Source organism: Acinetobacter sp. YH12219, from assembly GCF_013417875.1.
Lineage (GTDB): Bacteria > Pseudomonadota > Gammaproteobacteria > Pseudomonadales > Moraxellaceae > Acinetobacter > Acinetobacter amyesii.
Genome location: NZ_VPDC01000007.1, coordinates 35,861 through 58,941, shown reverse-complemented (window position 1 = coordinate 58,941; position 23,081 = coordinate 35,861). Strand labels below are relative to the sequence as shown.

General features: G+C 42.2%; 18 protein-coding genes and 1 pseudogene. 17 read left to right on the top strand and 2 right to left on the bottom strand.

Going from position 1 to position 23,081, the window contains the following annotated elements:
- Window positions 1-99: 99 nt before the first annotated feature.
- Window positions 100-3,528 (bottom strand): Rne/Rng family ribonuclease, encoded by a 3,429-nt coding sequence (locus tag FTV04_RS05945; RefSeq protein ID WP_180089021.1) that lies wholly within the window; start codon window positions 3,526-3,528, stop codon window positions 100-102.
- Between the two features lie 394 nt (window positions 3,529-3,922).
- Here FTV04_RS05945 and FTV04_RS16985 point away from each other — a divergent pair.
- From FTV04_RS16985 to FTV04_RS05910, 8 genes and pseudogenes are all read left to right on the top strand, one after another.
- A pseudogene (locus tag FTV04_RS16985) lies at window positions 3,923-4,231 on the top strand (hypothetical protein).
- 55 nt (window positions 4,232-4,286) lie between these two features.
- On the top strand, window positions 4,287-5,258 hold the full coding sequence (locus FTV04_RS05940) for an RluA family pseudouridine synthase (RefSeq protein WP_078189751.1): 972 nt from the start codon (window positions 4,287-4,289) through the stop codon (window positions 5,256-5,258).
- A gap of 151 nt (window positions 5,259-5,409) precedes the next feature.
- Window positions 5,410-6,078 carry an HAD-IA family hydrolase gene (locus FTV04_RS05935; protein WP_180089020.1) on the top strand — a complete coding sequence of 223 codons (669 nt, stop codon included), beginning with the start codon at window positions 5,410-5,412 and terminating at the stop codon, window positions 6,076-6,078.
- A gap of 688 nt (window positions 6,079-6,766) precedes the next feature.
- A complete protein-coding gene (mhpD, locus tag FTV04_RS05930) occupies window positions 6,767-7,564 on the top strand; it encodes a 2-keto-4-pentenoate hydratase (protein ID WP_078189749.1) in 798 nt (265 codons plus the stop codon).
- A 36-nt stretch (window positions 7,565-7,600) separates the two neighbouring features.
- Complete coding sequence (locus tag FTV04_RS05925; protein WP_180048814.1) at window positions 7,601-8,497, top strand: acetaldehyde dehydrogenase (acetylating); 897 nt, start codon at window positions 7,601-7,603, stop codon at window positions 8,495-8,497.
- An 11-nt stretch (window positions 8,498-8,508) separates the two neighbouring features.
- Window positions 8,509-9,528, top strand: coding sequence for a 4-hydroxy-2-oxovalerate aldolase (dmpG, locus tag FTV04_RS05920; protein ID WP_180089019.1), 1,020 nt, complete (start codon window positions 8,509-8,511; stop codon window positions 9,526-9,528).
- A gap of 547 nt (window positions 9,529-10,075) precedes the next feature.
- The gene (locus FTV04_RS05915) at window positions 10,076-11,356 is read left to right on the top strand and encodes an OprD family outer membrane porin (RefSeq protein WP_168377929.1); all 1,281 of its coding nucleotides are present in this window, start codon (window positions 10,076-10,078) and stop codon (window positions 11,354-11,356) included.
- Window positions 11,357-11,648: 292 nt separating this feature from the next.
- Window positions 11,649-12,506, top strand: a complete 858-nt coding sequence (locus FTV04_RS05910) for an alpha/beta fold hydrolase (RefSeq protein ID WP_168377928.1) — start codon at window positions 11,649-11,651, stop codon at window positions 12,504-12,506.
- Between the two features lie 406 nt (window positions 12,507-12,912).
- On the opposite strand, the gene hcaR is transcribed toward FTV04_RS05910, so the two are convergent.
- Window positions 12,913-13,818: a DNA-binding transcriptional regulator HcaR gene (hcaR, locus tag FTV04_RS05905; protein ID WP_180002937.1), complete on the bottom strand. Its 906-nt coding sequence runs from the start codon at window positions 13,816-13,818 to the stop codon at window positions 12,913-12,915.
- 278 nt (window positions 13,819-14,096) lie between these two features.
- On the opposite strand from hcaR, the gene hcaE reads away from it, so the two are divergent.
- From hcaE to FTV04_RS05860, 9 genes are all read left to right on the top strand, one after another.
- Window positions 14,097-15,464 (top strand): 3-phenylpropionate/cinnamic acid dioxygenase subunit alpha, encoded by a 1,368-nt coding sequence (gene hcaE / locus FTV04_RS05900; RefSeq protein ID WP_067763943.1) that lies wholly within the window; start codon window positions 14,097-14,099, stop codon window positions 15,462-15,464.
- Complete coding sequence (gene hcaF / locus FTV04_RS05895; protein ID WP_180089018.1) at window positions 15,461-15,979, top strand: 3-phenylpropionate/cinnamic acid dioxygenase subunit beta; 519 nt, start codon at window positions 15,461-15,463, stop codon at window positions 15,977-15,979. Before hcaE ends, hcaF begins: the two co-directional genes overlap by 4 nt.
- Entirely contained in the window at window positions 15,979-16,305 is a 327-nt protein-coding gene (hcaC, locus tag FTV04_RS05890; protein ID WP_067763933.1) for a 3-phenylpropionate/cinnamic acid dioxygenase ferredoxin subunit, read from the top strand. The genes hcaF and hcaC overlap by 1 nt, the downstream gene beginning before the upstream one ends.
- A 2-nt stretch (window positions 16,306-16,307) precedes the next feature.
- Window positions 16,308-17,126, top strand: coding sequence for a 3-phenylpropionate-dihydrodiol/cinnamic acid-dihydrodiol dehydrogenase (gene hcaB, locus FTV04_RS05885; protein WP_078192772.1), 819 nt, complete (start codon window positions 16,308-16,310; stop codon window positions 17,124-17,126).
- Between the two features lie 65 nt (window positions 17,127-17,191).
- Complete coding sequence (locus FTV04_RS05880) at window positions 17,192-18,154, top strand: 3-carboxyethylcatechol 2,3-dioxygenase (RefSeq protein ID WP_180089017.1); 963 nt, start codon at window positions 17,192-17,194, stop codon at window positions 18,152-18,154.
- 11 nt (window positions 18,155-18,165) lie between these two features.
- The gene (hcaD, locus tag FTV04_RS05875; RefSeq protein WP_180089016.1) at window positions 18,166-19,401 is read left to right on the top strand and encodes a 3-phenylpropionate/cinnamic acid dioxygenase ferredoxin--NAD(+) reductase subunit; all 1,236 of its coding nucleotides are present in this window, start codon (window positions 18,166-18,168) and stop codon (window positions 19,399-19,401) included.
- A gap of 435 nt (window positions 19,402-19,836) precedes the next feature.
- Window positions 19,837-20,739, top strand: coding sequence for a DMT family transporter (locus FTV04_RS05870; RefSeq protein WP_168377924.1), 903 nt, complete (start codon window positions 19,837-19,839; stop codon window positions 20,737-20,739).
- Between the two features lie 231 nt (window positions 20,740-20,970).
- On the top strand, window positions 20,971-21,912 hold the full coding sequence (locus tag FTV04_RS05865) for a cation diffusion facilitator family transporter (protein ID WP_078192768.1): 942 nt from the start codon (window positions 20,971-20,973) through the stop codon (window positions 21,910-21,912).
- 60 nt (window positions 21,913-21,972) lie between these two features.
- Window positions 21,973-23,028 carry an MBL fold metallo-hydrolase gene (locus FTV04_RS05860; protein WP_168377923.1) on the top strand — a complete coding sequence of 352 codons (1,056 nt, stop codon included), beginning with the start codon at window positions 21,973-21,975 and terminating at the stop codon, window positions 23,026-23,028.
- The last annotated feature ends 53 nt before the right edge of the window (window positions 23,029-23,081 follow it).

The window sequence follows — 23,081 nt, the reverse complement described above, 5'->3', positions numbered from 1 at the left end:
GTTTCGATCTAGTGCAATCAACCTAATTTGACAAAAGTATCAAAAAAAAACCAGTCACCGAAATGACTGGATTTTTTTATTCACCTGCAAAATAGCAAATTACTGCTCAGTTGCGGTGTTTGCTTTTTTCGGTGGACGACCGCGAGGACGACGAGGGCGTGCAGGTTTTTCACCTTCAGCGGCCGAGTTTTCGTCTACAGGAACCTCAACTTTCTTTTCCGCTTCAACGGCTTGAGCTTTTTCTTCTACTGGTTTAGTAGGAGCTTCAGACACTTCTTCCGTCTTTTCAGGCTGCGCACTCACATCCAGTTCAGCTTGAACGGGTGTCAGTACTTCAGCTTGAACGGGTTCAGGTGCTTCAGTTTGACCTGCAACGTCGGATACATTGGCTTCAACTGTAGCAGCTTTAGCTTCTGCAACTACAGGCGCCTCAATAGCAGTGTCTGCGACAGGCGTAGCTTCCACCTCAGCATGTGCTTTTGCTTGGTCTTGTTTCGCTTGTTCAGCGGCAAGTTTAGCAAGGCGACGACGCTCACGTGGGTCATTAGCAACACGTTTATCTGACACAGGCTTTGGTGGTGTCAAATCCAACATTGGCGCTGGTTCAGCTTCAGGTGCAGCTTTTGTAACTTGAACATCACGAGTGACAGGCTTTTTCTCTACAGCTGCTTCAGCTGCAGGTGCAGTCAAAGTCGCGGCATATTCTTCCGTGAATTTTTGCAATGCACGGTTGAATGTTGGAATTAAGCCAAATTGCTCAATCAGTACTGAGCAGTCTTCACCGTATACATGCTTAATCAAGCTGCTTACAGTGTATTGACCCAGTGTCGGCACTTGAGATGGCGAAATTTTCGGAGCCTGTGCTTGTTGAGCGCGAGCTGCACGTTGTTCGCGGCGGCGTTGACGTGGGTCATTGCTTGCACGAGACGGTTTTTGCTGCGCATGCTGTGGTTTATGCGCTGCTTCTTTTGTTTCAGTCGCAGGTTTTTCCACTTTTTCTGCTTCAACGACAGCGGCTTTTTGGACTACTGGGGTTTCTACAGTTTTTTCAACTGCTGGGGCAGTATTTAGCGCTACGATTTCGCTTTGAGCTTGATCAACATTTACTACAAGTGCTGTTGGCATCACGTCTTGACGTGGTGCATTAACAACTTCAACTTTAGGTTGACGTTGATTGCGGTTTTCAGGTTGTTGCTCAGTTGCAACTTCCTGAGCAATCGCTTGCTCGTTCAATACGCTTTGATCGCGGTGGCGATTTGGGCGATTTGGACGTTGTTGGTTGTTGCGGTCACGACGTGGAACAGACTGCGGTTGCTCATTATTTTGAACATCTTGCTGTACTTGTTCGTTGTTGTGTTGACGGCGTGAGTTACGGCGGTTTTCACGTTGGTCTTGACGGTTGTCTTGGCGCGGTTCTTGACGTTCAGAACGTTGCTCTTGGCGTTCGTTTTGACGTGCTTCGTTATTACGCTGTTCTTGACGGTCTTGACGTGAAGGTTGTAACACTTCTTCATGAACTTGATGCGATTGGGCTTCTTGTTCACGTGGTTCTTTATGCTTAGTACGCTTTTTGTTGTGACGTTTTTCTTCACGGTCAGCTTTTTCTGAATGGCTGTCACGTTCTTGTTTGTGCACAACAGAAGAAGGCGCAAGGTAAGCATTATTGTCTACGACAACAACAGGCGCTGCCGATGCAGGGGTAATTTGACCAAACTGGCCACGGCTTGCAGCACCGCTATTTACCATTTGTTCAATTGCAGCAGCGGCATTGTTTGCAGTACGCGACTGGTCAACGGTTGCAGCTTGTTTTTGAACAAATAAGTTTTCTAACCATGCACATGGACTAGATGATGCTGCAGAAGCGGCAACTTGTGCAGGTGCTTGTTGAGCAGCAACGGGTTGTTGCTTATTCTTTTTGTGGCCTTTTTCTTGTTGTTGTACAGGTGCTTGTTGCTGAGCAGCAGCGGCCTGTTCTTCACCTAAATGCCATTCAGATGCTTCGTAACCCAATTCTTTTTCGCTAGAACGTGTCGCTTCAGTGCGTTCATAGCTTGTAGGTGCAAAGCCTTCAGGGTTATACGAAATTTCGTAATGTGGTGTTTCTAGGTGAGGGTGTGGAAGTACAGTCACACGAACATTTGAAGTTTGTTCAAGATATACAAGGCTGTGACGCTTTTCATTCAATAAGAATGCAGCAATTTCAACAGGCACTTCAACTTGAACTTCACCATGACGTTCGCGTAGCGCAATTTCTTCCACTTTACGCATAATTGAAAGTGATAAAGAACGTAGGTCACGTACCATACCTGTACCATGACAGCGTGGGCACACATAACCTGTGGCTTCTTCAAGCGATGGACGTAAGCGTTGACGGCTCATTTCCATCAAACCAAAGCGTGACAATTGACCGAATTGGATACGCGCACGGTCACTTTGTGTTGCTTCACGAAGTTTAGCTTCAACCATACGTTGGTTACGGTCTTTGGTCATGTCGATGAAATCGATCACAACTAAACCACCGATATCACGTAAACGTAATTGGCGAGCAATTTCTTCTGCAGCTTCAAGGTTGGTATTGAGCGCTGTATCTTCTACGTCGCTACCACGTGTTGATTTTGCAGAGTTAATATCAATTGAAACCAATGCTTCAGTTTGGTCAATCACAATTGAACCACCAGAAGGAAGTTTTACTTCACGTTCATAGGCCGTTTGGATTTGACTTTCAATACCAAAATGAGCGAATAACGGTTCATTTAAAGTATAGGTTTTTAATTTGTCGATTTGACGTGGCATCACTGCTTTAACAAAGTTATACGCTTCGTTATACGCTTGCTCAGAGTCAATCAGAATTTCAGCAACATCATCACGTAAATAGTCACGGATCGCACGTGTAACCACACCGGCTTCTTGGTGAACCAACATTGGTGATGGACCAGAACTTGATGTACTTTGGATTTGTGCCCAAAGGTCCAGCAAGTGTTGAAGGTCAAGTTGGAGTTCTTCTTGAGAACGACCAATACCTGCAGTACGTACAATCACGCTCATGCCACGAGGGACATTTAAAGACGCCAACATTTCTTTCAATTCTTCACGAACTGAACCTGAAATTTGACGGCTAATACCGCCACCTTTCGGGTTGTTTGGCATTAAGACCAAATAACGACCAGCAAGTGAGATAAATGTAGAAAGGGCAGCACCTTTATTACCACGTTCTTCTTTTTCCACTTGAACCAAAAGCTCAGTGCCTTCAGTGATCAATTCGCGGATGTTTGAAGTTTGGCGAGGATCAGCTTTGTAATAAGAGTTAGCAATTTCGCGCATCGACAAGAAGCCTTGACGACCTGCACCGTATTCAACAAATACCGCTTCTAAAGACGGCTCTACGCGAGTCACATGACCTTTATAGATATTCGATTTTTTTTGTTCACGGGTACGATTCTCTAAGTCAAAATCGTAAAGACGCTGACCAGTGACAAGTGCAACGCGAATTTCTTCGGCATGTGTTGCATTAATCAACATACGTTTCATGGGTGTAACACCTAATAGTGATACACAGAAGAACATCGCCTGACTCGTAGCGAGCATCAGATAGCATGGATCAAGTTGCACAGATCGAAAAACATCATCTGTGCATGTGTACCGACCTTCTTTGGGTGGGCAACGATTTTTGATTCACGTATTGATGATGGCAATACGGCTTCAATCTTTTAAACGATTAAAGTCACCTGAACGCGTTTCACTGGCGGACAAACGGTGCATTGGATGTGAGTAACTTTCACTGTCACATTGCTCGAAGAGCATCCATTCATATCTGATAGAGCGTCTTGATACGGAATTATCATCGTACCTTTACAAACTGTGCAGATCCAATGCATCAAACGTTGTGGCCTGAACACGATTTCCAGGGAGCGACTGGTCTGATGTGTATCAGTTTACGTTTAAAAACCAACCTTGGTTGGCACATATTTTTTTGGGGCAAACTGTTTTATGTACCTACGGCACAATTAAACGCAACAGTTTGCAGTTTTGCCGATATAATAAGCCTTCGGCGTCGGCATAATTCTTTTGGGACCTTTCCGAGCTAAATGAGTAATTGCTTGAAAGTTCAATGACAGTAAATACTGAAATGAATCAACTTTTACTCAGTTACGGTGGTTTCCGTGCGCTGACTATATCAAACCTTGCATCATCTGCCTATGGGCTAAGCTTATGTTTCTTGCGAAAAGTATAGCTTAAATGATCAATTTTTAATCAATTTTAGTATTTTTTTAGGTCACAGTAACTGTATGAATTCTACGCAAGAATGGCAAAGCGTCACCTGGTTTGAAGTGGACGAGCATCAGGCGGGTCAACGTATTGATAATTTCCTGTTTAGTCGTCTGAAAGGTGTGCCTAAAAGTCGCATTTATCGTCTGATTCGTGAAAGCCAAGTCCGCGTCAATAAAAAACGCGTCAAAGCGGAAACCAAACTCAATATTGGTGACCAAGTTCGAGTTGCTCCAATTCGTTATGAGCAAAAAGATGAGTCTGCGGTTCCTGTATCGGATAAAGTCGCGCAAAGCTTACTGAGCCGTGTGGTGTATGAAGATGAAGGCTTAATGGTGGTAAACAAACCTTCTGGTATTGCTGTTCACGGCGGTAGTGGTGTGGCGTATGGCTTGATCGAAGGTTTACGTGCCGCAACAGGGAAGAAATACCTAGAGCTGATTCACCGAATTGACCGCGACACTTCTGGGTTGGTGATGATTTCGAAAAAACGTAGTGTGTTAAAAAGCCTGCAAGACATGTTACGTGAGCACAAAATCCAAAAAACTTATGCTGCTGTGGTGAAAGGCGTGGTGAGTTTGGATAAGCAGCTCATTGATCAGCCTTTGCATCGTTACGAACTGGCAAATGGCGAGCGTCGTGTTCGTGTATCACCTAAAGAAGGTAAAGAGTCGAAGACGCTGTGGAACGTGAAAGAGCGTTTTATGCATGCCACATTGGTGTATGCGTCTCCACTTTCGGGCCGTACACATCAGATCCGTGTACATGGTTTAAGTATTGGTCATCCATTGGTGGGCGATGAAAAATATGGTCATGAAACTGAATACCGTGGTCCAAAGCCACGTCGTTTATGTCTGCATGCTATGCGTTTAGAAATTCCGGGTTACCAAACCATTGAAGCGCCATTGCCAGAAGATATGCAAAGCCTTGTGGCGCAGCTACGCGCGCAAAAAGCTGACAAAGTGGTGAAGTCTTCGGAAGATGACGAGTAAGTTTTAAATATTAGACTTCTCCCCCTGAGCAGGACTGCTTCGTAAGTTTTCTTTCGCCCTCTCCTTTAAGGAGAGGGTCGGGGTGAGGTAAATAAATTGATGCACTCCAGAATCTGAATTACCAAACACTGAATCAAATCTAGGAAAACGTATGAACTCAGCTGTAAAACTAGTCATTTTCGATTGGGATGGCACTTTATTTGATTCTGTGGGTCAAATTGTAGCGAGTTTAAAATTTGCAGCAGATCAATATTCACAGCCGCTGACCGATGCTGATGCGAAAAGTATTATTGGTTTAGGTCTGCCGGAAGTCGCACAGCGGTTATTTCCGACGGTTCCCGAATTACACAGCGACATTTTGCAAAGTTATGCCGATCACTATGTGGCCCATTCCAAAGGGGATATGTGGTTTGATGGTGTCGCGGACATGTTGCAGGAATTACGCGATGCCGGTCTACAATTGGCTGTTGCAACGGGGAAAAGCCGTAAAGGTCTAGACCGTGTTTTGGCTCAAACGCAAAGTCATGAGCTATTTTGTGCGACCCGAGCAGCCAGTGAAACCAAATCTAAGCCAGATCCGTTGATGTTGGCAGAAATTTTGGCGGAAACGGGCCTGCGTCCTGATCAAGCCATTATGGTCGGTGATACGTCGTATGATTTAGAAATGGCCCTCAATATTCAGATGCCACGTGTAGGCGTGAGCTATGGAGTGCATACTGTAGAAACACTCCAGTGTTTTCAACCCTTACATATTGCACATAGCGTAGGTGATTTGACTGAATTTCTACTAGAACACGTGAAATTACGTCTAGCTGTATAGTTTTAGATACAAACGAGTAAAAAGGGTGAAATTTGTTTTCACCTTTTTTGTTACCAAATGAATAGTAATGCCAGCTCTACTTGATGAAATGAGTAAATTCAATTATTTAAAAAAGTAATAACACTAGATTTTTCTACAATAACAAGCAGTCTTCTAGCAAATTTACCTTAAAAAGTTGAGCGCAACTATTTGGCCTTTTACCACAAGCTGGAATAGATTTTTTGTTTGAATTTTTGGTTTTATCTTATTGTTGTTTATTGATTTATTTTAAATTTTCAATTTATTAAACTAAATCAGATGAAATTGAACACCTATGCGTAAAAGTTGGCCTGACGCTAAAATAATCTTTTAATCTTATCTTTTAGTCGTATAAGCCAAGTTTTTTAGTAGAGATTCAGATTTAAGGGCGAAAAAAATAGTGAATTTTATTTAATTATTTTGACTTAAGTTTTTGAATATTAATAATAAATAATGATTAATTTATAGCTAATAGCTATAGTCATAAATAAAATAAGTATTGGTATTCACTTTCTAAAATCTCGATGCTAAATGCATCTAAACATAACGTGTAGTATGTCAAGTGAAATGCTTTAGGCGAATCCTGACATGACTTTCATCACTTTGATTTTGATGGTGATCGGGATGAAACACGTTGTGCATCCAATTTTTGCAGTTTAAGGAAACATTGATGTCGAATTCTGCTGTTGTTGAATCAGTTGCGCAAGCATTACGCGATGCGGAAGTAAATCAGGCTGCGATTGCACCGATCCGTCCACAACTTGGTGGTGAAAGTGCTGATGTAGATATTGCTTATGCCGTTCAAGAAGTGAATACCAAACGTGCGGTGGCAGAAGGTCGTCGCCTTGTAGGTCGTAAAATTGGCTTAACTTCAAAAGTTGTACAAGCGCAGTTAGGCGTTGATCAACCTGACTTCGGTATGTTGTTTGCTGACATGGCGTATGGCGATGGTGAAGAAATCCCTGCTGGTTTATTGATTCAGCCAAAAGTTGAAGCAGAAATTGCTTTGGTGATTAACCAAGATTTGACCAAAGAAAAACACACCTATGCAGACATTATTAGTGCAACAGAATATGCACTGCCTGCAATTGAAGTGGTCGATAGCCGTATCGAAAACTGGAAAATCTCGTTGATTGATACTGTGGCAGATAACGCATCTTCAGCAGGTTTTGTACTGGGTTCTAAGCCTGTAAAACTTGCAGATCTTGACCTTGTAAATTGCAAAATGGTCATGACTCGTGGTGAAGAAGTGGTTTCACAAGGTGTGGGTAAAGCTTGTCTTTCTAACCCATTAAATGCAGCTGTATGGTTGGCTGACGAAATGGTTCGTCGTGGTCGTCCATTGCTTGCAGGTGACATCGTATTGACCGGTGCCTTAGGCCCAATGGTTGTGGCAAATCCTGGTGATGAATTCAAAGTTGAAATTGAAGGCTTTGGTTCTGTGACTGCAGCATTTGCAGCGAAATAAGCTTGGGTTTTACGGAATTTTTAAGAGTACACATTCATGAAAAAGATTAAATGTGCATTGATCGGTCCAGGGAACATTGGTACTGACTTGCTTTACAAACTTCAACGCAGCGAATTTTTAGAACCAGTATGGATGGTTGGTATTGACCCGACGTCTGAAGGTTTGGCTCGCGCTGCTAAAATGGGTTTAAAAACCACTGCTGAAGGCGTAGATGGTTTACTTGCACACGTAATTGAAGACGACATTAAAATCGCATTTGATGCAACTTCTGCCTATGTTCATGCTGAAAACAGCCGCAAATTAAATGAACTTGGCGTGTTAATGATTGACTTAACACCTGCTGCAATCGGTCCATTCTGCGTACCACCAGTAAACTTAGAAGCGTTATTGGACGCAGGTGAAGTTCCGAACGTCAACATGGTGACATGTGGTGGTCAGGCAACGATTCCTATGGTTGCTGCGATTTCACGAGTTCAGCCTGTTGAATACGGCGAAATCATTGCAACAGTTTCAACAAAATCTGTGGGTCCAGGTACACGTAAAAACATCGATGAATTCACCCGTACCACTGCAGGTGCGATTGAAAAAGTCGGTGGTGCTAAAGCAGGTAAAGCGATCATCATCATTAACCCGGCTGAGCCACCATTGATGATGCGTGATACTGTGCACTGTCTTGTTGAAGGTGAGCCAGATCAAGCTGCGATCACTGAATCAGTGCATGCGATGATCAAAGAAGTTCAAAAATACGTACCAGGTTACAAACTGGTGAATGGTCCTGTATTTGACGGTAACCGTGTTTCAATCTTCCTGGAAGTTGAAGGCCTGGGTGATTACCTGCCTAAATATGCCGGTAACCTTGACATCATGACTGCAGCTGCTGCGCGTACCGCAGAAATGTTTGCGGAACGCGTTTTAAACTCAGTTGAAGCATAAGGAGCGTCTTCATGTCTAAGATTATTATTAATGATATGACTTTACGTGATGGCATGCACCCAATGCGCCATCAAACTACACCTGAACAAATGGTTGCCATTGCAACTGCTTTGGATGATGCAGGTGTACCTTTAATCGAAGTTACGCATGGTGACGGCTTAGGCGGTAACTCTGTGAACTATGGTTTTGCAGCAGCAACCGATGAAGAATACCTAAAAGCGGTGATTCCAAACCTGAAACAGGCGAAAGTATCTGCACTTTTACTTCCTGGTATTGGTACGGTTGACCATTTGAAAATGGCACATGATGTTGGTGTAGCAACCATTCGTGTTGCAACGCACTCAACTGAAGCTGACGTTTCTGAACAGCACATTACTGCTGCACGTAAACTTGGCATGGACACTGTGGGCTTTTTGATGATGGCGCACATGGCAACTCCTGAAAAACTTTTGGAAGAAGCCAGCAAAATGGTGTCATACGGTGCAAACTGTATTTATGTGACTGACTCTGCTGGTTATATGTTGCCGCAAGATGTGACTGACCGTGTTGGCATTTTACGTGCAAACCTAGGTTCAGACATCGAAATTGGTTTCCATGGTCACCATAACTTAGGTATGGGCGTTGCGAACTCTGTATCTGCGGTACAAGCAGGTGCAACACGTGTCGATTTAGCGTCTGCGGGTCTTGGTGCAGGTGCGGGTAATACACCACTTGAATTGTTCGTTGCAGTTGCGAACCGTATGCAACTTGAAACAGGTGTTGACTTGTTTAAAGTGCAAGACGTAGCAGAAGATCTGATCATCCCGATGATGACACATCAAATCCGTGCTGACCGTGATGCAGCAACTCTAGGTTATGCAGGTGTGTATTCTTCATTCCTATTGTTCGCAAAACGCGCTGAAGCGAAATACGGCGTATCTGCTCGTGAAATCCTAATGGAATTGGGCCGCCGTGGTACTGTTGGTGGTCAAGAAGATATGATCGAAGACTTAGCATTGACTATGTCTAAAGCAAAAGAAGCCAATGCTTAATTTGCTTTAAGTCAAAAAGCGCCCAATTCGGGCGCTTTTTTTATGTCTGAAGTGGCTGTATTGGTTTGATTTTAAGTTGAGATTAACTCGAGATTGATTTGAGGCATGATAAGCGGATTGAAATAAGAAAAGTTCTGCGAACCAATGGTCGATTTCGAGCAGTCATGGTGGTGAAATTTAACTTTAAGTTGTTGATGATTATATAAATTAAATATCATGTTATATCTAAATTTTATAACTAAAATAAGGATAAATCTCAGCAAAAAACTTTGATTAAACTTAAAAGCAATTAATACAGCGTATGTAATTGCGAAAAATAAAAAACTTTCAATTTTACGTTAATAAAACATGGGGTTAATTTAATCAGTCGTTCTAAATAATAAAAAAGAGTTATTGTTTTAATCTCTAAGGAAAATAAGCAGAAATCGCATCCTAAGTTCAAGTCGTACAAAAGCCTGATAAACCTTAATACTGTAGTCGGATTTTTTTCCAAGGTATTGTTGAGCATGATGATGTCATAGCTTAATTTGATCACTGGGAATAAGCCATGCGTCGTCAAAATTTATGGATAGCAATTCTTGCTGCGACAGCAACATTAGGAACATCTGCAACTTATGCGGACTTTGTTGACGACAGCCAAGTACAATTGAAATTTAAAAACTTCTACTTAGACCGTCAAATTAAAGAAAATCCGGCGGGTAACTGGGGTTCATGGTCACAGGGTGTGACTTTGGATGCCAAGTCAGGGTATCAAGATATTGGTGCAGGTATTCAAGTGGGTGCTGACCTTTTGGTTCAACATGCATTTAAACTCAATGCACGTGATAAAAACCCAGACTGGATCTTGCCGCACGATGGTAAAGAATCAAAAGATAACTTTGGTAAAGTGGGCGTGACCCTTAAAGCCAAAGTATCTGAAACTGAGTTGAAAGTGGGTGAGTTATTACCGGTTTCTCCAGTGTTGGTTTTCGATCCATCACGTCAGTTAATGACAACCTATAGCGGTGCGTGGTTAGAATCGAAAGAGATTAAAGATACCAAGTTAACTTTGGCATACATTGACGGGATCAATAACCGTTATGACAACCAATTCCGTGATTTATCAATGTTCGCTCCAGGTAAAAGATTACCAGATGGCACCATGGGTCATTATGATCTTGGGCCAACTTCTGATGGTATGTATATTGCGGGTATTGACCATCAATTCACACCTGAAATTGGTGGTAGCTACTGGTATGCCGATGTTCAAGACATCTACACACAGCAATATGTCGGCGCGAACTATAAAACTAAGTTAGGTGACAAAGCCAAACTGGATAGCCATATCCGTTATTTTGACAACTCAGATTCGGGTGACAAACTATATGGCGAAATTGATAACCAAGCGTTATCGGTTGGTGCGAAAGTGAATTACGGTTCGCATACCTTTGGTTTGGGTTATCAACAAATGTTTGGTGATAATGCATTCCCAACACTGGGTGGATGGGTGCCGCAGCCGTACTTAGTCAACTGGGGTATAGCAACATTTACTGCAAAAAATGAAAAATCATGGGGCTTTACGTATGGTTATGACTTTGCAGAGCTTGGTGCGAAAGGCCTAAATGCTACAGCGGTTTACTTTACAGGTTCTGATGCAGAAATTGGTACTGCAAATGGCATCCTGAAAGATCAAAAATCTGATGAGCTTAACTTAATCGTGAACTACACCGTGCCTGAAGGTAAGTTGAAGGGCTTAGGCTTCCAGGCAATGTATATCGATGCTGATTTCGATTACAAATCTGACTTGCAAGAGTACCGTGTCGCGACAACTTATACCTATAAGTTCTAATTTCTCAGGATAAAAAAGAGGGAAGTGGATTCATTGCTTCCCTTTTTATTCGCTGGTTTATTTAAAAAAGAAATACCTCAAAGATTTTATGGATATATTTTTGAGTTATGTATTTAAAAACAATAACTTAAATTATAGTCTATTTGTTGTTTATGATCGTAAATATGTATCAGTTAGCAGTGGCTGAACAGGTAATATGAGACTGTAAAACCACAAAATCCAAAAGAGTCCCCCTTGTGTTTAAATCCGTTATGGATTGAAACATAAGCTCTACGCAATACGAGGAGCATGTATGAGCACTGTTCAGATTCCTGACTATACAACTGATTCATTCTTTGGTTTAGAAGATAAATGGATTGAAACTGCTGAAGGCGAATTAACGCATTACCACGAAGTGGGTGAAGGCACACCAATTCTATTTTTACACGGTTCAGGTACAGGTGTATCTGCTGCGGCAAACTGGTGGTTAAACCTTCCACAAATTGGTGAACAAGCTCGTTGTATCGCTATCGATACGATTGGCTATGGTCAAACTGTTGTTGCACCGAATACTGCTTATGGTATCCGTGCTTGGGTTGATCACGCTGTACGTACGTTAGATGCCCTAGGTATTGAAAAAACTTGGTTAGTGGGTAACTCACTCGGTGGCTGGTTAGCATTCCAAATGGCTTTGGACTATCCAGAACGTGTATTGGGTATCGTGTCTATGGGTACAGGCGGTGCTAAACAAACTGCAGCACTTAAAGCACATGCAAACCCTGTATTAACCGAAGAAGGCATCAAGAAAACCTTGTCTATGTTTGTTGTAAACAAAGACTTGATCACAGACGAATTGGTAAAAGTACGTTTCGCTTCTGCTGCAAATGACTATGCATCAAATCGTTTGATGGATGTTGTTGGCGCACGCGACCGTGACCGTTTCGAATTCCCACTCGACTTTGAAAAAATGAAAGACATTACTGTGCCAGTATTGTTGATTCACGGTGTACAAGACGTGGTGATTCCAGTATCTCGTACGTGGGATATTTTGAACACAGTTCCAAATGCGGATGCGCATATCTTTAGCCAATGTGGTCACTGGTCACAAGTTGAAAAAGCAGAAGAATTCAACACCGTGATTAAAGATTATTTAAAAGCGCGTGGTGTGTAATTTCTTGTCACTGACATGAAATTCAAAAAAAGGATGGTTTTGCCATCCTTTTTTTTATATAAATCTTTTGAAAGAAATACTTTAAATGAGTATTATTCTCATTAATGGGTCGACAGTGTACGGTCTAAATCAGTAAAAAGGCATAAAATAAGCTCATCTGAATGGTTGGGGAAGGGGAATTATTTATTAGACTTAAGTTGTAAATCGGCAATTTTTAGCAATTTTTATCAATGTCTAAACTAAAATTTATAAGTTATTTTCCATCAAGTCGATATGCATGATAGATAAAATGCGTCGATTAAAACATTTAAACGATTAAAAAAGCGACTTTTTAGCCATAAAAAAAGCACCATTATTCATTTTAAAAATAATGGTGCTATATCTATAAATTATGACTTGGCGAAAATTAACGCTGTTCGCGATTAATATCGAGATAAAAAACTTTGGTTAGCAGTTCAAGGAATTTATCTACAGCCACAGAACTCGCCGTTTTTCGGTAACTTACATACAAGTCTAGATACGGTAATTCGACATCTAAAGGACGAATCACGGTATTGTTCATGGTCAATGGCGCGATGTATCCCGGTAGGATCGTGCAGCCTAAGCCCATGCCGATGGAGTTAATGTTAAACAGGATATTGTCGGCTTTTTGCACGATATTAAATTGAATATCATGGGTCGAAGCAAAGTCCAAAATGGCTTCATGCAACGTGCCAGATTGTTCACGTGCAGGAATGATAAAATCAATCCCATTCAATGCTTTAACTGGAATGCGCTCGTACTTCGCTAAAGGGTGATCTTTGGGTAAAATAAAGATCAGCGGTTCACGCAGTACAAACTGACTTTCAATTTCGTCGCTGTGGAAGTTATTGCGGGTAAAAGTGATGTCCAGTTCACCTTTTTGTAGCAATTTCATCTGATCACGGTTATTTAAACTGAGTAATTCAATCTTGAGTTCTGGGTTCTGAACACGTAAATTTGGCAGCACATAAGGGAAGATTTTCATCTCTGCGACAGGGACAAAACCAATGCGCAGCATCTGCTGTTTGGCTTGTGAAACCTGACGTGCCATCGCTACGGCCTTGTCTGCTTGAGCTAGTGTCAAACGTGCTTGTTCTAGAAATACGGCACCTTCTTCTGTGAGCTCAACTTTGCGTTTAGTCCGGTGCAACAATTTTACGCCGACATCTTCTTCAAGATCTTTAATTTGTTGGCTTAAAGAAGGTTGAGCAGTATAAAGTTTTAACGCAGCTTTACTGAAATTGAGTTCTTCAGCGACAGTAATGAAGTAGCGTAAGTGTCGTAATTCCATATAATCAACCCGTGGAGTAATCCAAAAAATGTCTTACTTAGAAGTTCGTTCAGTATAATCTATAAACAACTATTGCGTGAGGATTATTTTGCCATTCACGAAATAAATGGTGTTCACGGTGATTTAAAAAAAATACTATAAAAAAAATCTACCGTAATAATCCATAAAATCTCTTAATTAAAACAAAATAAATATTTCCCGAATATCGCTCTAAAATCCATCATCGTTGAAAAGTTGAGTCTATTACTTTGTGCCTTATGGTCACAGGAGAGCTTTTCATGAGTGGAAAAATTGATGTGCGCGAAATCGATGCTTTAGTCGATGCACAAAATGGACGTATCACGCCATCTATCTATACAGATCCAGACATCTACGAACTTGAATTAGAACGTGTGTTCGGTCGTACATGGTTATTCCTATGCCATGAGAGCCAAATTCCTAAAGCCGGCGATTTCTTCAATACCTATATGGGTGAAGATCCAATCATCGTGGCACGTCAAAAAGATGGCTCAATCAAAGCATTCTTAAACCAATGTCGTCACCGCTCTATGCGTGTGAGCTTCGCGGACTGTGGTAATACACGTGCATTTACTTGCCCGTACCACGGCTGGTCTTACGGCATTGACGGTTCTTTAAAAGATATTCCACTTGAAGACCGCGCGTTCCCGCACGGTGCTTGCAAAGAGAAATGGGGTCTTGTTGAAGTTAACCGTGTTAAATCATATAAAGGCTTAGTATTCGCTTGTTGGGATGAAACAACACCTGACCTAGAAGAATACATGGGCGATATCGCTTGGTACTTAGATGGTGTTCTTGACCGTCGTCCAGGTGGTACAGAAATTATCGGTGGTGTACACAAGTGGGAAATCGAGTGTAACTGGAAATTTGCAGCTGAACAGTTTGCATCTGACCAATACCACGCATTGTTCTCTCACGCATCTGCAATCCAAGTTTTGGGTGCAAAACCAGATGACGAATCATCTAAGAAATTAGGTGCTGCACAAACAGCTCGTCCAGTTTGGGAAACTGCGAAAGACGCGATCCAATACGGTTCACGTGGTCACGGTTCAGGCTTCTTCTTCACAGAAAAACCAGATGCAAACGTTTGGGTAGATGGTGAAGTTGCAAACTACTTCCGTGAAACATTTGATGAAGTTAAAGAGCGTTTAGGCGAAGTACGTGCACTGCGTCTTGCTGGTCACAACACCATGTTCCCAACATTGTCTTGGTTGAACGGTACAGCAACACTTCGTGTATGGCACCCACGTGGTCCAAACAAAACTGAAGTATGGGCATTCTGTATTGCAGACGCTGAAGCATCTCAAGAAGTGAAAGAAGCATTTGAGCGTTCTGCGACTCGCGCATTCGGTCCTGCTGGTTTCCTTGAGCAAGATGACTCTGAGAACTGGATTGAAATTCAAAAAGTTTTACGTGGTTATAAAGCCCGTCAAAACAAACTCATTATGGAAATGGGTAAAGGTAACGAGAAAGTACGAGAAGATGGTATCCCTGGTATCACCAACTACATTTTCTCAGAAACAGCTGCACGTGGTATGTACCGTCGTTGGGCTGACCTACTGATTCATGAAAAATGGGAAGACGTTGAAGCTGCGGCTGACGAATATGAGAAGGAGCTTATGAAATGAGTCAAATTAGTTTAGAACTCCATCACCAAATTAGTCAGTTTCTTTATCGTGAAGCAAAATTGCTGGACGATTGGAAGTTCCGTGATTGGTTAGCTGTATTAGCGGAAGATATTTCTTATACGCTACGCACAACACCAAACGCGCAAACACGTGACCGTCGTCGTTCGATTGAGCCGCCAACAACTTGGGTATTTAACGATACTAAAGATTTGTTGGAACGCCGTGTAGCTCGTTTAGAGACAGGTATGGCTTGGGCTGAAGAACCTCCTTCACGTACAACACACATGGTTTCAAATGTGATTGTTGAAGTGACAGAAGTTGAAGGCGAATACGACGTTTACGTAACGTACTTGTTGTACCGTACCCAGAAAGAGAAAGATGTAACAATCTACTGTGGTAAGCGTCACGACAAGATCCGCAAAGTTGACACTGAGCAAGGTTTCGAAATCTTCAACCGTAAGATTACCCTTGATCAGGTGACTTACAACTCACATAACCTGAGCGTGTTCTTCTAATGAATAAGATTTTTGTTTGCCAAGTTGACGAATTAGACGAAGGCGAAGCATTGAAAGTAGATTGCGGCGTTAACGGTATCGATGCGCTTGCAGTATTCAACAACAATGGCGAATTTTTCGCGATGAACGACCGTTGTTCACATGGTAATGCTTCAATGTCTGAAGGTTACCTTGAAGATGATGGCACTGTTGAATGTCCACTTCATTCGGCTCGATTCTGTTTGAAAACTGGTCAAGCATTATGCTTACCAGCAACAGATCCGATCAAAACATTCCCTGTGATTGTTGAAGATGGTGCTTTATACGTAGAGATGGCAGGAGAGTAATCATGGGTTGGCTACAAGGCGAAGTTGCACTTATTACCGGTGGTGGTTCAGGCTTAGGCTGGGCATTGGTTGAACGTTTCTTAGAAGAAGGTGCACAAGTTGCTGTTCTTCAACGTTCTCAATCGAAAGTTGATGCATTGAAAGAACATTTTGGTGACCGCGTGCTTGCGATCGCAGGAGATGTAGCCAGCTATGAGGATAATGTTCGTGCAGTTCAAGCAACTGTAGAACATTATGGCAAACTTGACTGTTTCGTTGGAAACGCAGGTATCTGGGATCATTACGCAGATATCGTCAATACATCGGGTGAACAGCTGGAAAAAGCTTTTGATGAGATTATGGGTATTAATACAAAATCTCTCATATTAGGTGCCAAAGCTGCACTTGATGCATTGATAGCTTCAGAAGGTTCTATCATATTTACTTTGTCTAACTCAGCACTGTATTCGGCAGGCGGAGGCCCTGTATATACAGCGTCTAAGCATGCTGGCGTTGGGATTATGAAAGAATTAGCCTACGAGCTTGCGCCTAAAGTACGAGTGAACGCTGTTGCTCCGTCGGGTATGAATGTAAACATCAAAGGTGCTGCTTCTTTAGGCCAAGAAAACCTCGGTCTACTCGATGCACGTGATCCTGAGAAGATTGCACGCGGCATGCCGCTCAATTTCTTACCCGAACCTGAAGATATGACTGGTTCATACGTGTTATTGGCTTCTCGTCAAAACAACCGCCCATTAACTGGTGTTTTAATTAATGCTGAATGTGGTCTGGGTATCCGTGGTTTACGTCAACCACGTGCTGGCTTCTTTGACGAGATTTAATTCGCCAAATACGTAAAGGACTTACTCGGCAGCCATCTTGGCTGCCTTCCGTTTAGGAGTCACCCATGGCCGTTAAACTTATTTGTGCATCGCACAGTCCCCTAATGGAATTCGCTTCTCCGCAAGAGAAATACAAAGAGGAAAAAGTTCGCGAAACTTTTGCCAAACTTGCTAAAGAAGTTGAAGACTATAATCCAACATTGATCATTACTTTTGGTCCAGACCATTTCAATGGTTTCTTCTATGACCTCATGCCATCTTTCTGCGTCGGTATTCGTGCCAAAGCAGCAGGTGATTGGGATTATGGTAAAGACAATGACCACATCAATGTGCCTGAAGAAACAGCAATCAGTCTGGTTCGTCGCGTATTGGATGAAGGTGTCGATGTTGCATACTCTTATCGTATGCAGGCAGACCACGGTGTGACTCAACCATTACATTTCCTTTGTGGTGGTAAGCTTGATCGTTATCCAACGATTCCAATTTTTATCAATGGTGCAGCTGCACCGATGCCAACAACCAAGCGTACAGTCGCTTTGGGTCGTGCAGTCGGTCAGTTCATTAAATCATTGAACTTAGAGAATGAACGTATACTTGTTTTGGGTACAGGTGGTTTGTCTCATGATCCACCAACGCCGCAAATGGGTTCAGTTCCACCAGAAGTGGAAGAGTTCCTGATTGCAGGTCGTAACCCAACTGAAGAGGCACGTAATACACGTCAAGGCAAAATCATTGCTGTCGGTCAAAAGCTCGCAGCGGGTGATACTTCTGTCGCAGTGCCTTTAAACCCAGAATGGGATCGTGCATTGCTTGATACTTTTGCCAAAGCTGACTTTGCTGCTATTGAAGCGATGACTGAAGCTGAAATTCGTGTTGAAGGTGGTCGTGGCGGTCAAGAAGTTCGTTCTTGGATGGCTGCTTTTGCTGCACTACATGAAGTGGGCGAATACGACATGACAACACATTGCTACGAAGATATTAGTGAGTGGATTGCGGGCTTCGGCATCGTATCTGCAGAATTGAAATAAGGAACAAACCCATGAGCCAAAATGGTATCGAAACCATCGTTATTGTTGGAGCTGGTCAAGCTGGTGCTAGCGCCATTTTAGAACTCCGTGCGAACAAGTATGAAGGCAAAATCATTTTGGTGGGTGATGAAACACATCTTCCTTATGAACGTCCGCCTTTGTCTAAAGACGTAATTCTAAAACCTGAAGAGACCAAAATCGAAATTCTGTCAGAAGAAAAATTGGCAGAACTCGGTGTTGAACATATTCGTGGCAATGGAGTGGTGAAAATCCATAGCGATGCGAAAACAGTTGAACTGAAAAATGGTGAAATTGTAGCATTTGACAAGTTGCTTATAGCAACTGGTGGTGCAGCACGCCGTTTACCGAATTTCGATGCTTTGGGTAAACACGTTTATACCTTACGTAACCTTGAAGATTCACAAGCATTGGTGCCTGTATTACAAGCGGGTCGCCGTATTGTTTTGATCGGCGGTGGTGTAATTGGTTTAGAACTTGCATCTTCAGCACGTTCTAAAGACTGTATCGTGACCGTGATTGAAATGGGTCCAATGGTTATGGGGCGTTCATCTCCACGCGTTTTAAGTGAATTCTTATTGGCACAGCAACGTCTTGCAGGTGTAGATGTTCGTCTTTCGACTTCTATTGCTGACTGTAAGCTTGATGGCGAAGAAGTAGTGATCACGCTTGAAGGCGGTGAAGAACTTCGTGCCGATGCAGTGATCTATGGTATTGGCATTGTGCCAAATGCTCAACTTGCGGTTGATGCAGGTTTAGACGTTGATTTTGCCATTAAAGTGAATAATAACTGCCAAACTTCGCATCCAGATATTTATGCAGCGGGTGACGTTGCGACTCAGCTTCGTGACTGTGGTAACCACCGTCGTGTCGAAACTTGGGAAAATGCGAACTTGCAAGCAGGTATCTTTGCTCGTCATGTAATGGATGTAGAACATCCAACCCCAAATCCAGCGTGGTTCTGGACAGATCAATTGAATATCAACTATCAATTTGTGGGTGATATGGCTGCAAGCGAATGGATCGTTCGTGGTGAAATTAAACCTGAATTGGCGGCTGAATCATCATTTGTTTTATTTGGTGTTACTGACGGTGTCATTGTTGGTGGTATTACTGTAAATGCTGCAAAAGAGATGCGTCATTTGAAAAAATTGATTAGCAAGAATGCGGCGTTTGAAGCGGATAAATATTTAGATTTAAGCCAAGATTTACGTAAACTTGTAAAGTAAGCTGAATGTCTAAGAGGAGCAGACTTGCGGTAACGTAGGTCTGTTTTTTTATGTCTTTAGTTTTAGCGTCGCACTTATAAAGCTATTTTGTAGTCCATGTATATAGTTTTAGCTTATGTAGATCTATTCAACGGTTTTAATCCTCCCCAGCCCTCCTTTTTCAAAGGAGGGAGTAGTCTTTGTGAAGAATGGATTTCGTTTAGATGTTTCCCTCCTCTTTTTTTTAAGAGGGGTTAGGGGAGATTATTGATCGTTTGAAGAGAAGTCCATATACCCCAAACGATCGGTGGCATTCATACCGCCTCCAATTTAGTTGATAAAGTGGAGAACAATAATTGGTCTTAAACTTTATTAGTTACTGGTCTTACGAGTAGTTCCAGATCTGAATAGTGGGTTTCAGGTTAAGTCGTTAGAACAATCAAATTTGAGAATGAAATGAAATCTTCACTGCCGCTGACGGCAAGTATATATGCTCTTTTGGTACTGATTTGGGCGACGACGCCGCTCGCGATTGTGTGGAGTGTGCAGGAAATACATCCGATGTGGGTGTTGATTATCCGTTACTTCGGCGCATCTATTATTGCGCTGTTTCTTTTGAAATTGATGCGTGATCCTTTGCCGTTTGATGAAACCTCATTAAAAAGTTATGTGGCAGGGAGTTTGAATTTGATTGGCGCACAGTTGTTTATTTATCTCGCAGCCAATTATCTCACCTCTGGTTTAATGGCACTGATTTTTGGTTTTTCACCCTTAATTGCCGGTTTGATTGGGCATGTAATTTTAAAAACACATAAATTGGTCGCTTTGCAGTGGTTGGGCATGGCGGTTGCAGTGGGAGGTCTAACTTTTGTCTTTGCAGATTCTGCTGATAGCAAAGTCAATCCAATTGGCGTTGTCCTGATGCTAATCAGCATGGTGTCGTATATTAGTTCGATTTTTTGGGTGAAGCAGATTAACGCACCGTTAAAGCCGATGTCACAGGCAACCGGTTCCCTGATTGTTTCTGCTTTAGGATCGATGCTCATTATTCCTTTTATCTGGCAGCATTTTCCAACCGAATTGCCAAGCGGCCGTGCCATGATAGGTTTTGTCTTTACCATGATTATGTCATCTATTGTGGCAATGCTGTGTTACTTCTGGCTTATAAGACGTTTGGCGGCATCAACGGTGTCACTCAGTAATGTGATGACACCTGTCATAGCATTGGTTTTGGGAGCGACGTTGAACAGTGAACATATTAGCTCCAATGCCTTTGTTGGAATCGTGGTCGTGATGTTTGGTATTGTGATGTACTTTTGGAAAGAGTGGCGCGAGCAATATTTTAATAAAGTACGTTGAACCGTGTACATCTACAGAATTATAAGGAAGCTGCGGCTTCCTTTTTTGTTCTATACCTTTGCGCTAAAGAGCGTGTTTCACATGGAATATGATGGCATTGTCGAAACAATCGACAGTTGGTGTAAAAACAACAAAATAACAAACAACAGCTACAGTCAGTTTGAGTACTATGGAATGAGCTATAAAATCAAATAGATCTGTTTGATAAAAATAAATTTAGGACAATTTTAAATGTCTGAATCTAACAAAATCGTGGTATATGCAGCGCTCTTCGGCAATTTAGCGATTGCACTGGTGAAGTTTGTCGCTGCCTACATCACGAATAGTTCGGCCATGTTGAGTGAAGCTATTCACTCTGTGGTTGATACTTTAAATGAAATCTTACTGCTCTACGGTATGAAAAAATCGCAGCAGCCAGCAAATGCACGCCATCCGTTTGGCTATGGGCGAGAGCTGTATTTTTGGGCTTTTATTGTGGCGTTGATGGTCTTTGCTTTGGGTGCGATCGTGTCGATTTATCAAGGGATTAGTCATATTTATCACCCCGAAGAAATGCAAAATCCGATGATTAACTATATCGTATTAGGTATTGCGATTTTGTGTGAAGGGACCTCTTGGTTTGTGGCATTGAAAGCATTTCGTAAAATCAAAGGGAAACAGGGCTATTTTGAAGCATTTCGACGCAGTAAAGATCCGACGACATTTACCGTGTTATTTGAAGATTCAGCAGCGCTGATTGGTCTGTTTATTGCCCTGATCGGTATCTATTTATCACACGCGCTGAATATGCCAATGCTTGATGGTCTGGCATCAATTCTAATTGGTGTGGTGCTCGCTATTTCAGCGATCTTACTTGCACGTGAGACTAAAGGATTGCTCATGGGAGAAACTGCTGACCCACAATTGAGGCATAATGTCTTGATGGTTGCAGAGCAAGATCCAGCAGTGCATTCTGCCAATGGGGTGTTAACAGAGCAGATGGGTGCACATCAAGTTTTGGCATCTTTGAGTCTTGAATTTAAAGATAATTTAACGTCAGATGATATAGAAGCTTGTGTCAACAGAATTGAAGCACAAATTAAACAGCTTCATCCTGAAATTGTGGCACTCTTTGTCAAGCCTCAATCTCGGAAGGTTTGGCTTGAGCGCATGAAAGGTCGTCTTGATCAATAGGTCTGCGAGGTTAAATACTTTGCAAGGTTTGTCAGCATAGTGAATGAATTTTAAATACACATGAATCAAAAAACTCAATCAGCACAGTTTCAAATCAGTACTAAAAGCTGTATGAAACATACGTGGACGAAGCCTGTATTTGATTATCTGGCAACTGACCATTTTAATGGGGAAAATTTTTTTAATACCATTCGAAATCCAGATGCGTTTACGCGTAAAGATATGCTGAAATGGATCATGACGCGTAAAAGCGATACATGGAAAGTAGATCGTGAGCAAGAATACCAACAGTTTTTTGCTTCTTCGCGTAGCATTCCGCAAAATCGACCTTTGGCTAAAATGGATGATTGGTTGGTATGGTTTGTTGGGCATGCTACGGTGCTAATTCAAATTGGGCCATATAATTTTTTGACCGATCCTGTATGGGCGGAGTATGCAGGACCACGTCAAGGGACTGGACCACGACGTGCTTGTCCTGCAGGCATTGCCTTAGAAGAATTACCCACCATTCATGGGGTTTTACTGAGCCATAATCATTATGATCATATGGATTTAGCAACCTTGAATTGGTTGCATGAACAATTTGCTATGCCGATTTATACCGGTTTAGGCAACGCTTATTATTTACCCACACATTTCAATGTCATTGAACTTGATTGGTGGCAATCGGAAATGTTTGAAGATTTACGCATCGTTTATACGCCTGCACAGCATGGTTCAGGTCGTGGTTGGCGAGATCAAAATCATGCCTTATGGGGAGGTTTTTCCATCGTGCATAGTACAGGACATTTCTTCTTTGCTGGAGATACGGGCTATGCCGCTCATTTCAAACAAATCCATACACGCTTAGGTGCACCCCGAGTAGCGTTATTACCGATTGGAGCTTATGAGCCACGTCGTTTAATGAAATATTTGCACATGAATCCCGAAGAAGCTTTTCAGGCGCATAAAGATTTACAGTCAAAATGTTCATTGGCAATGCATTATCGGACTTTTCAGTTGACTGATGAAGCTAGAGACCAACCGGAGCATGACTTACATCATGCAATGCGAAAAACATCAAAGTTAATGAATCCATTTTTAACCATGCATGAAGGCAAAAAATTGATTGTTTAAGGATTAATAGAAGGTAATTGGAATATTTAATGCCAAGAAAAAACCACCTTAAA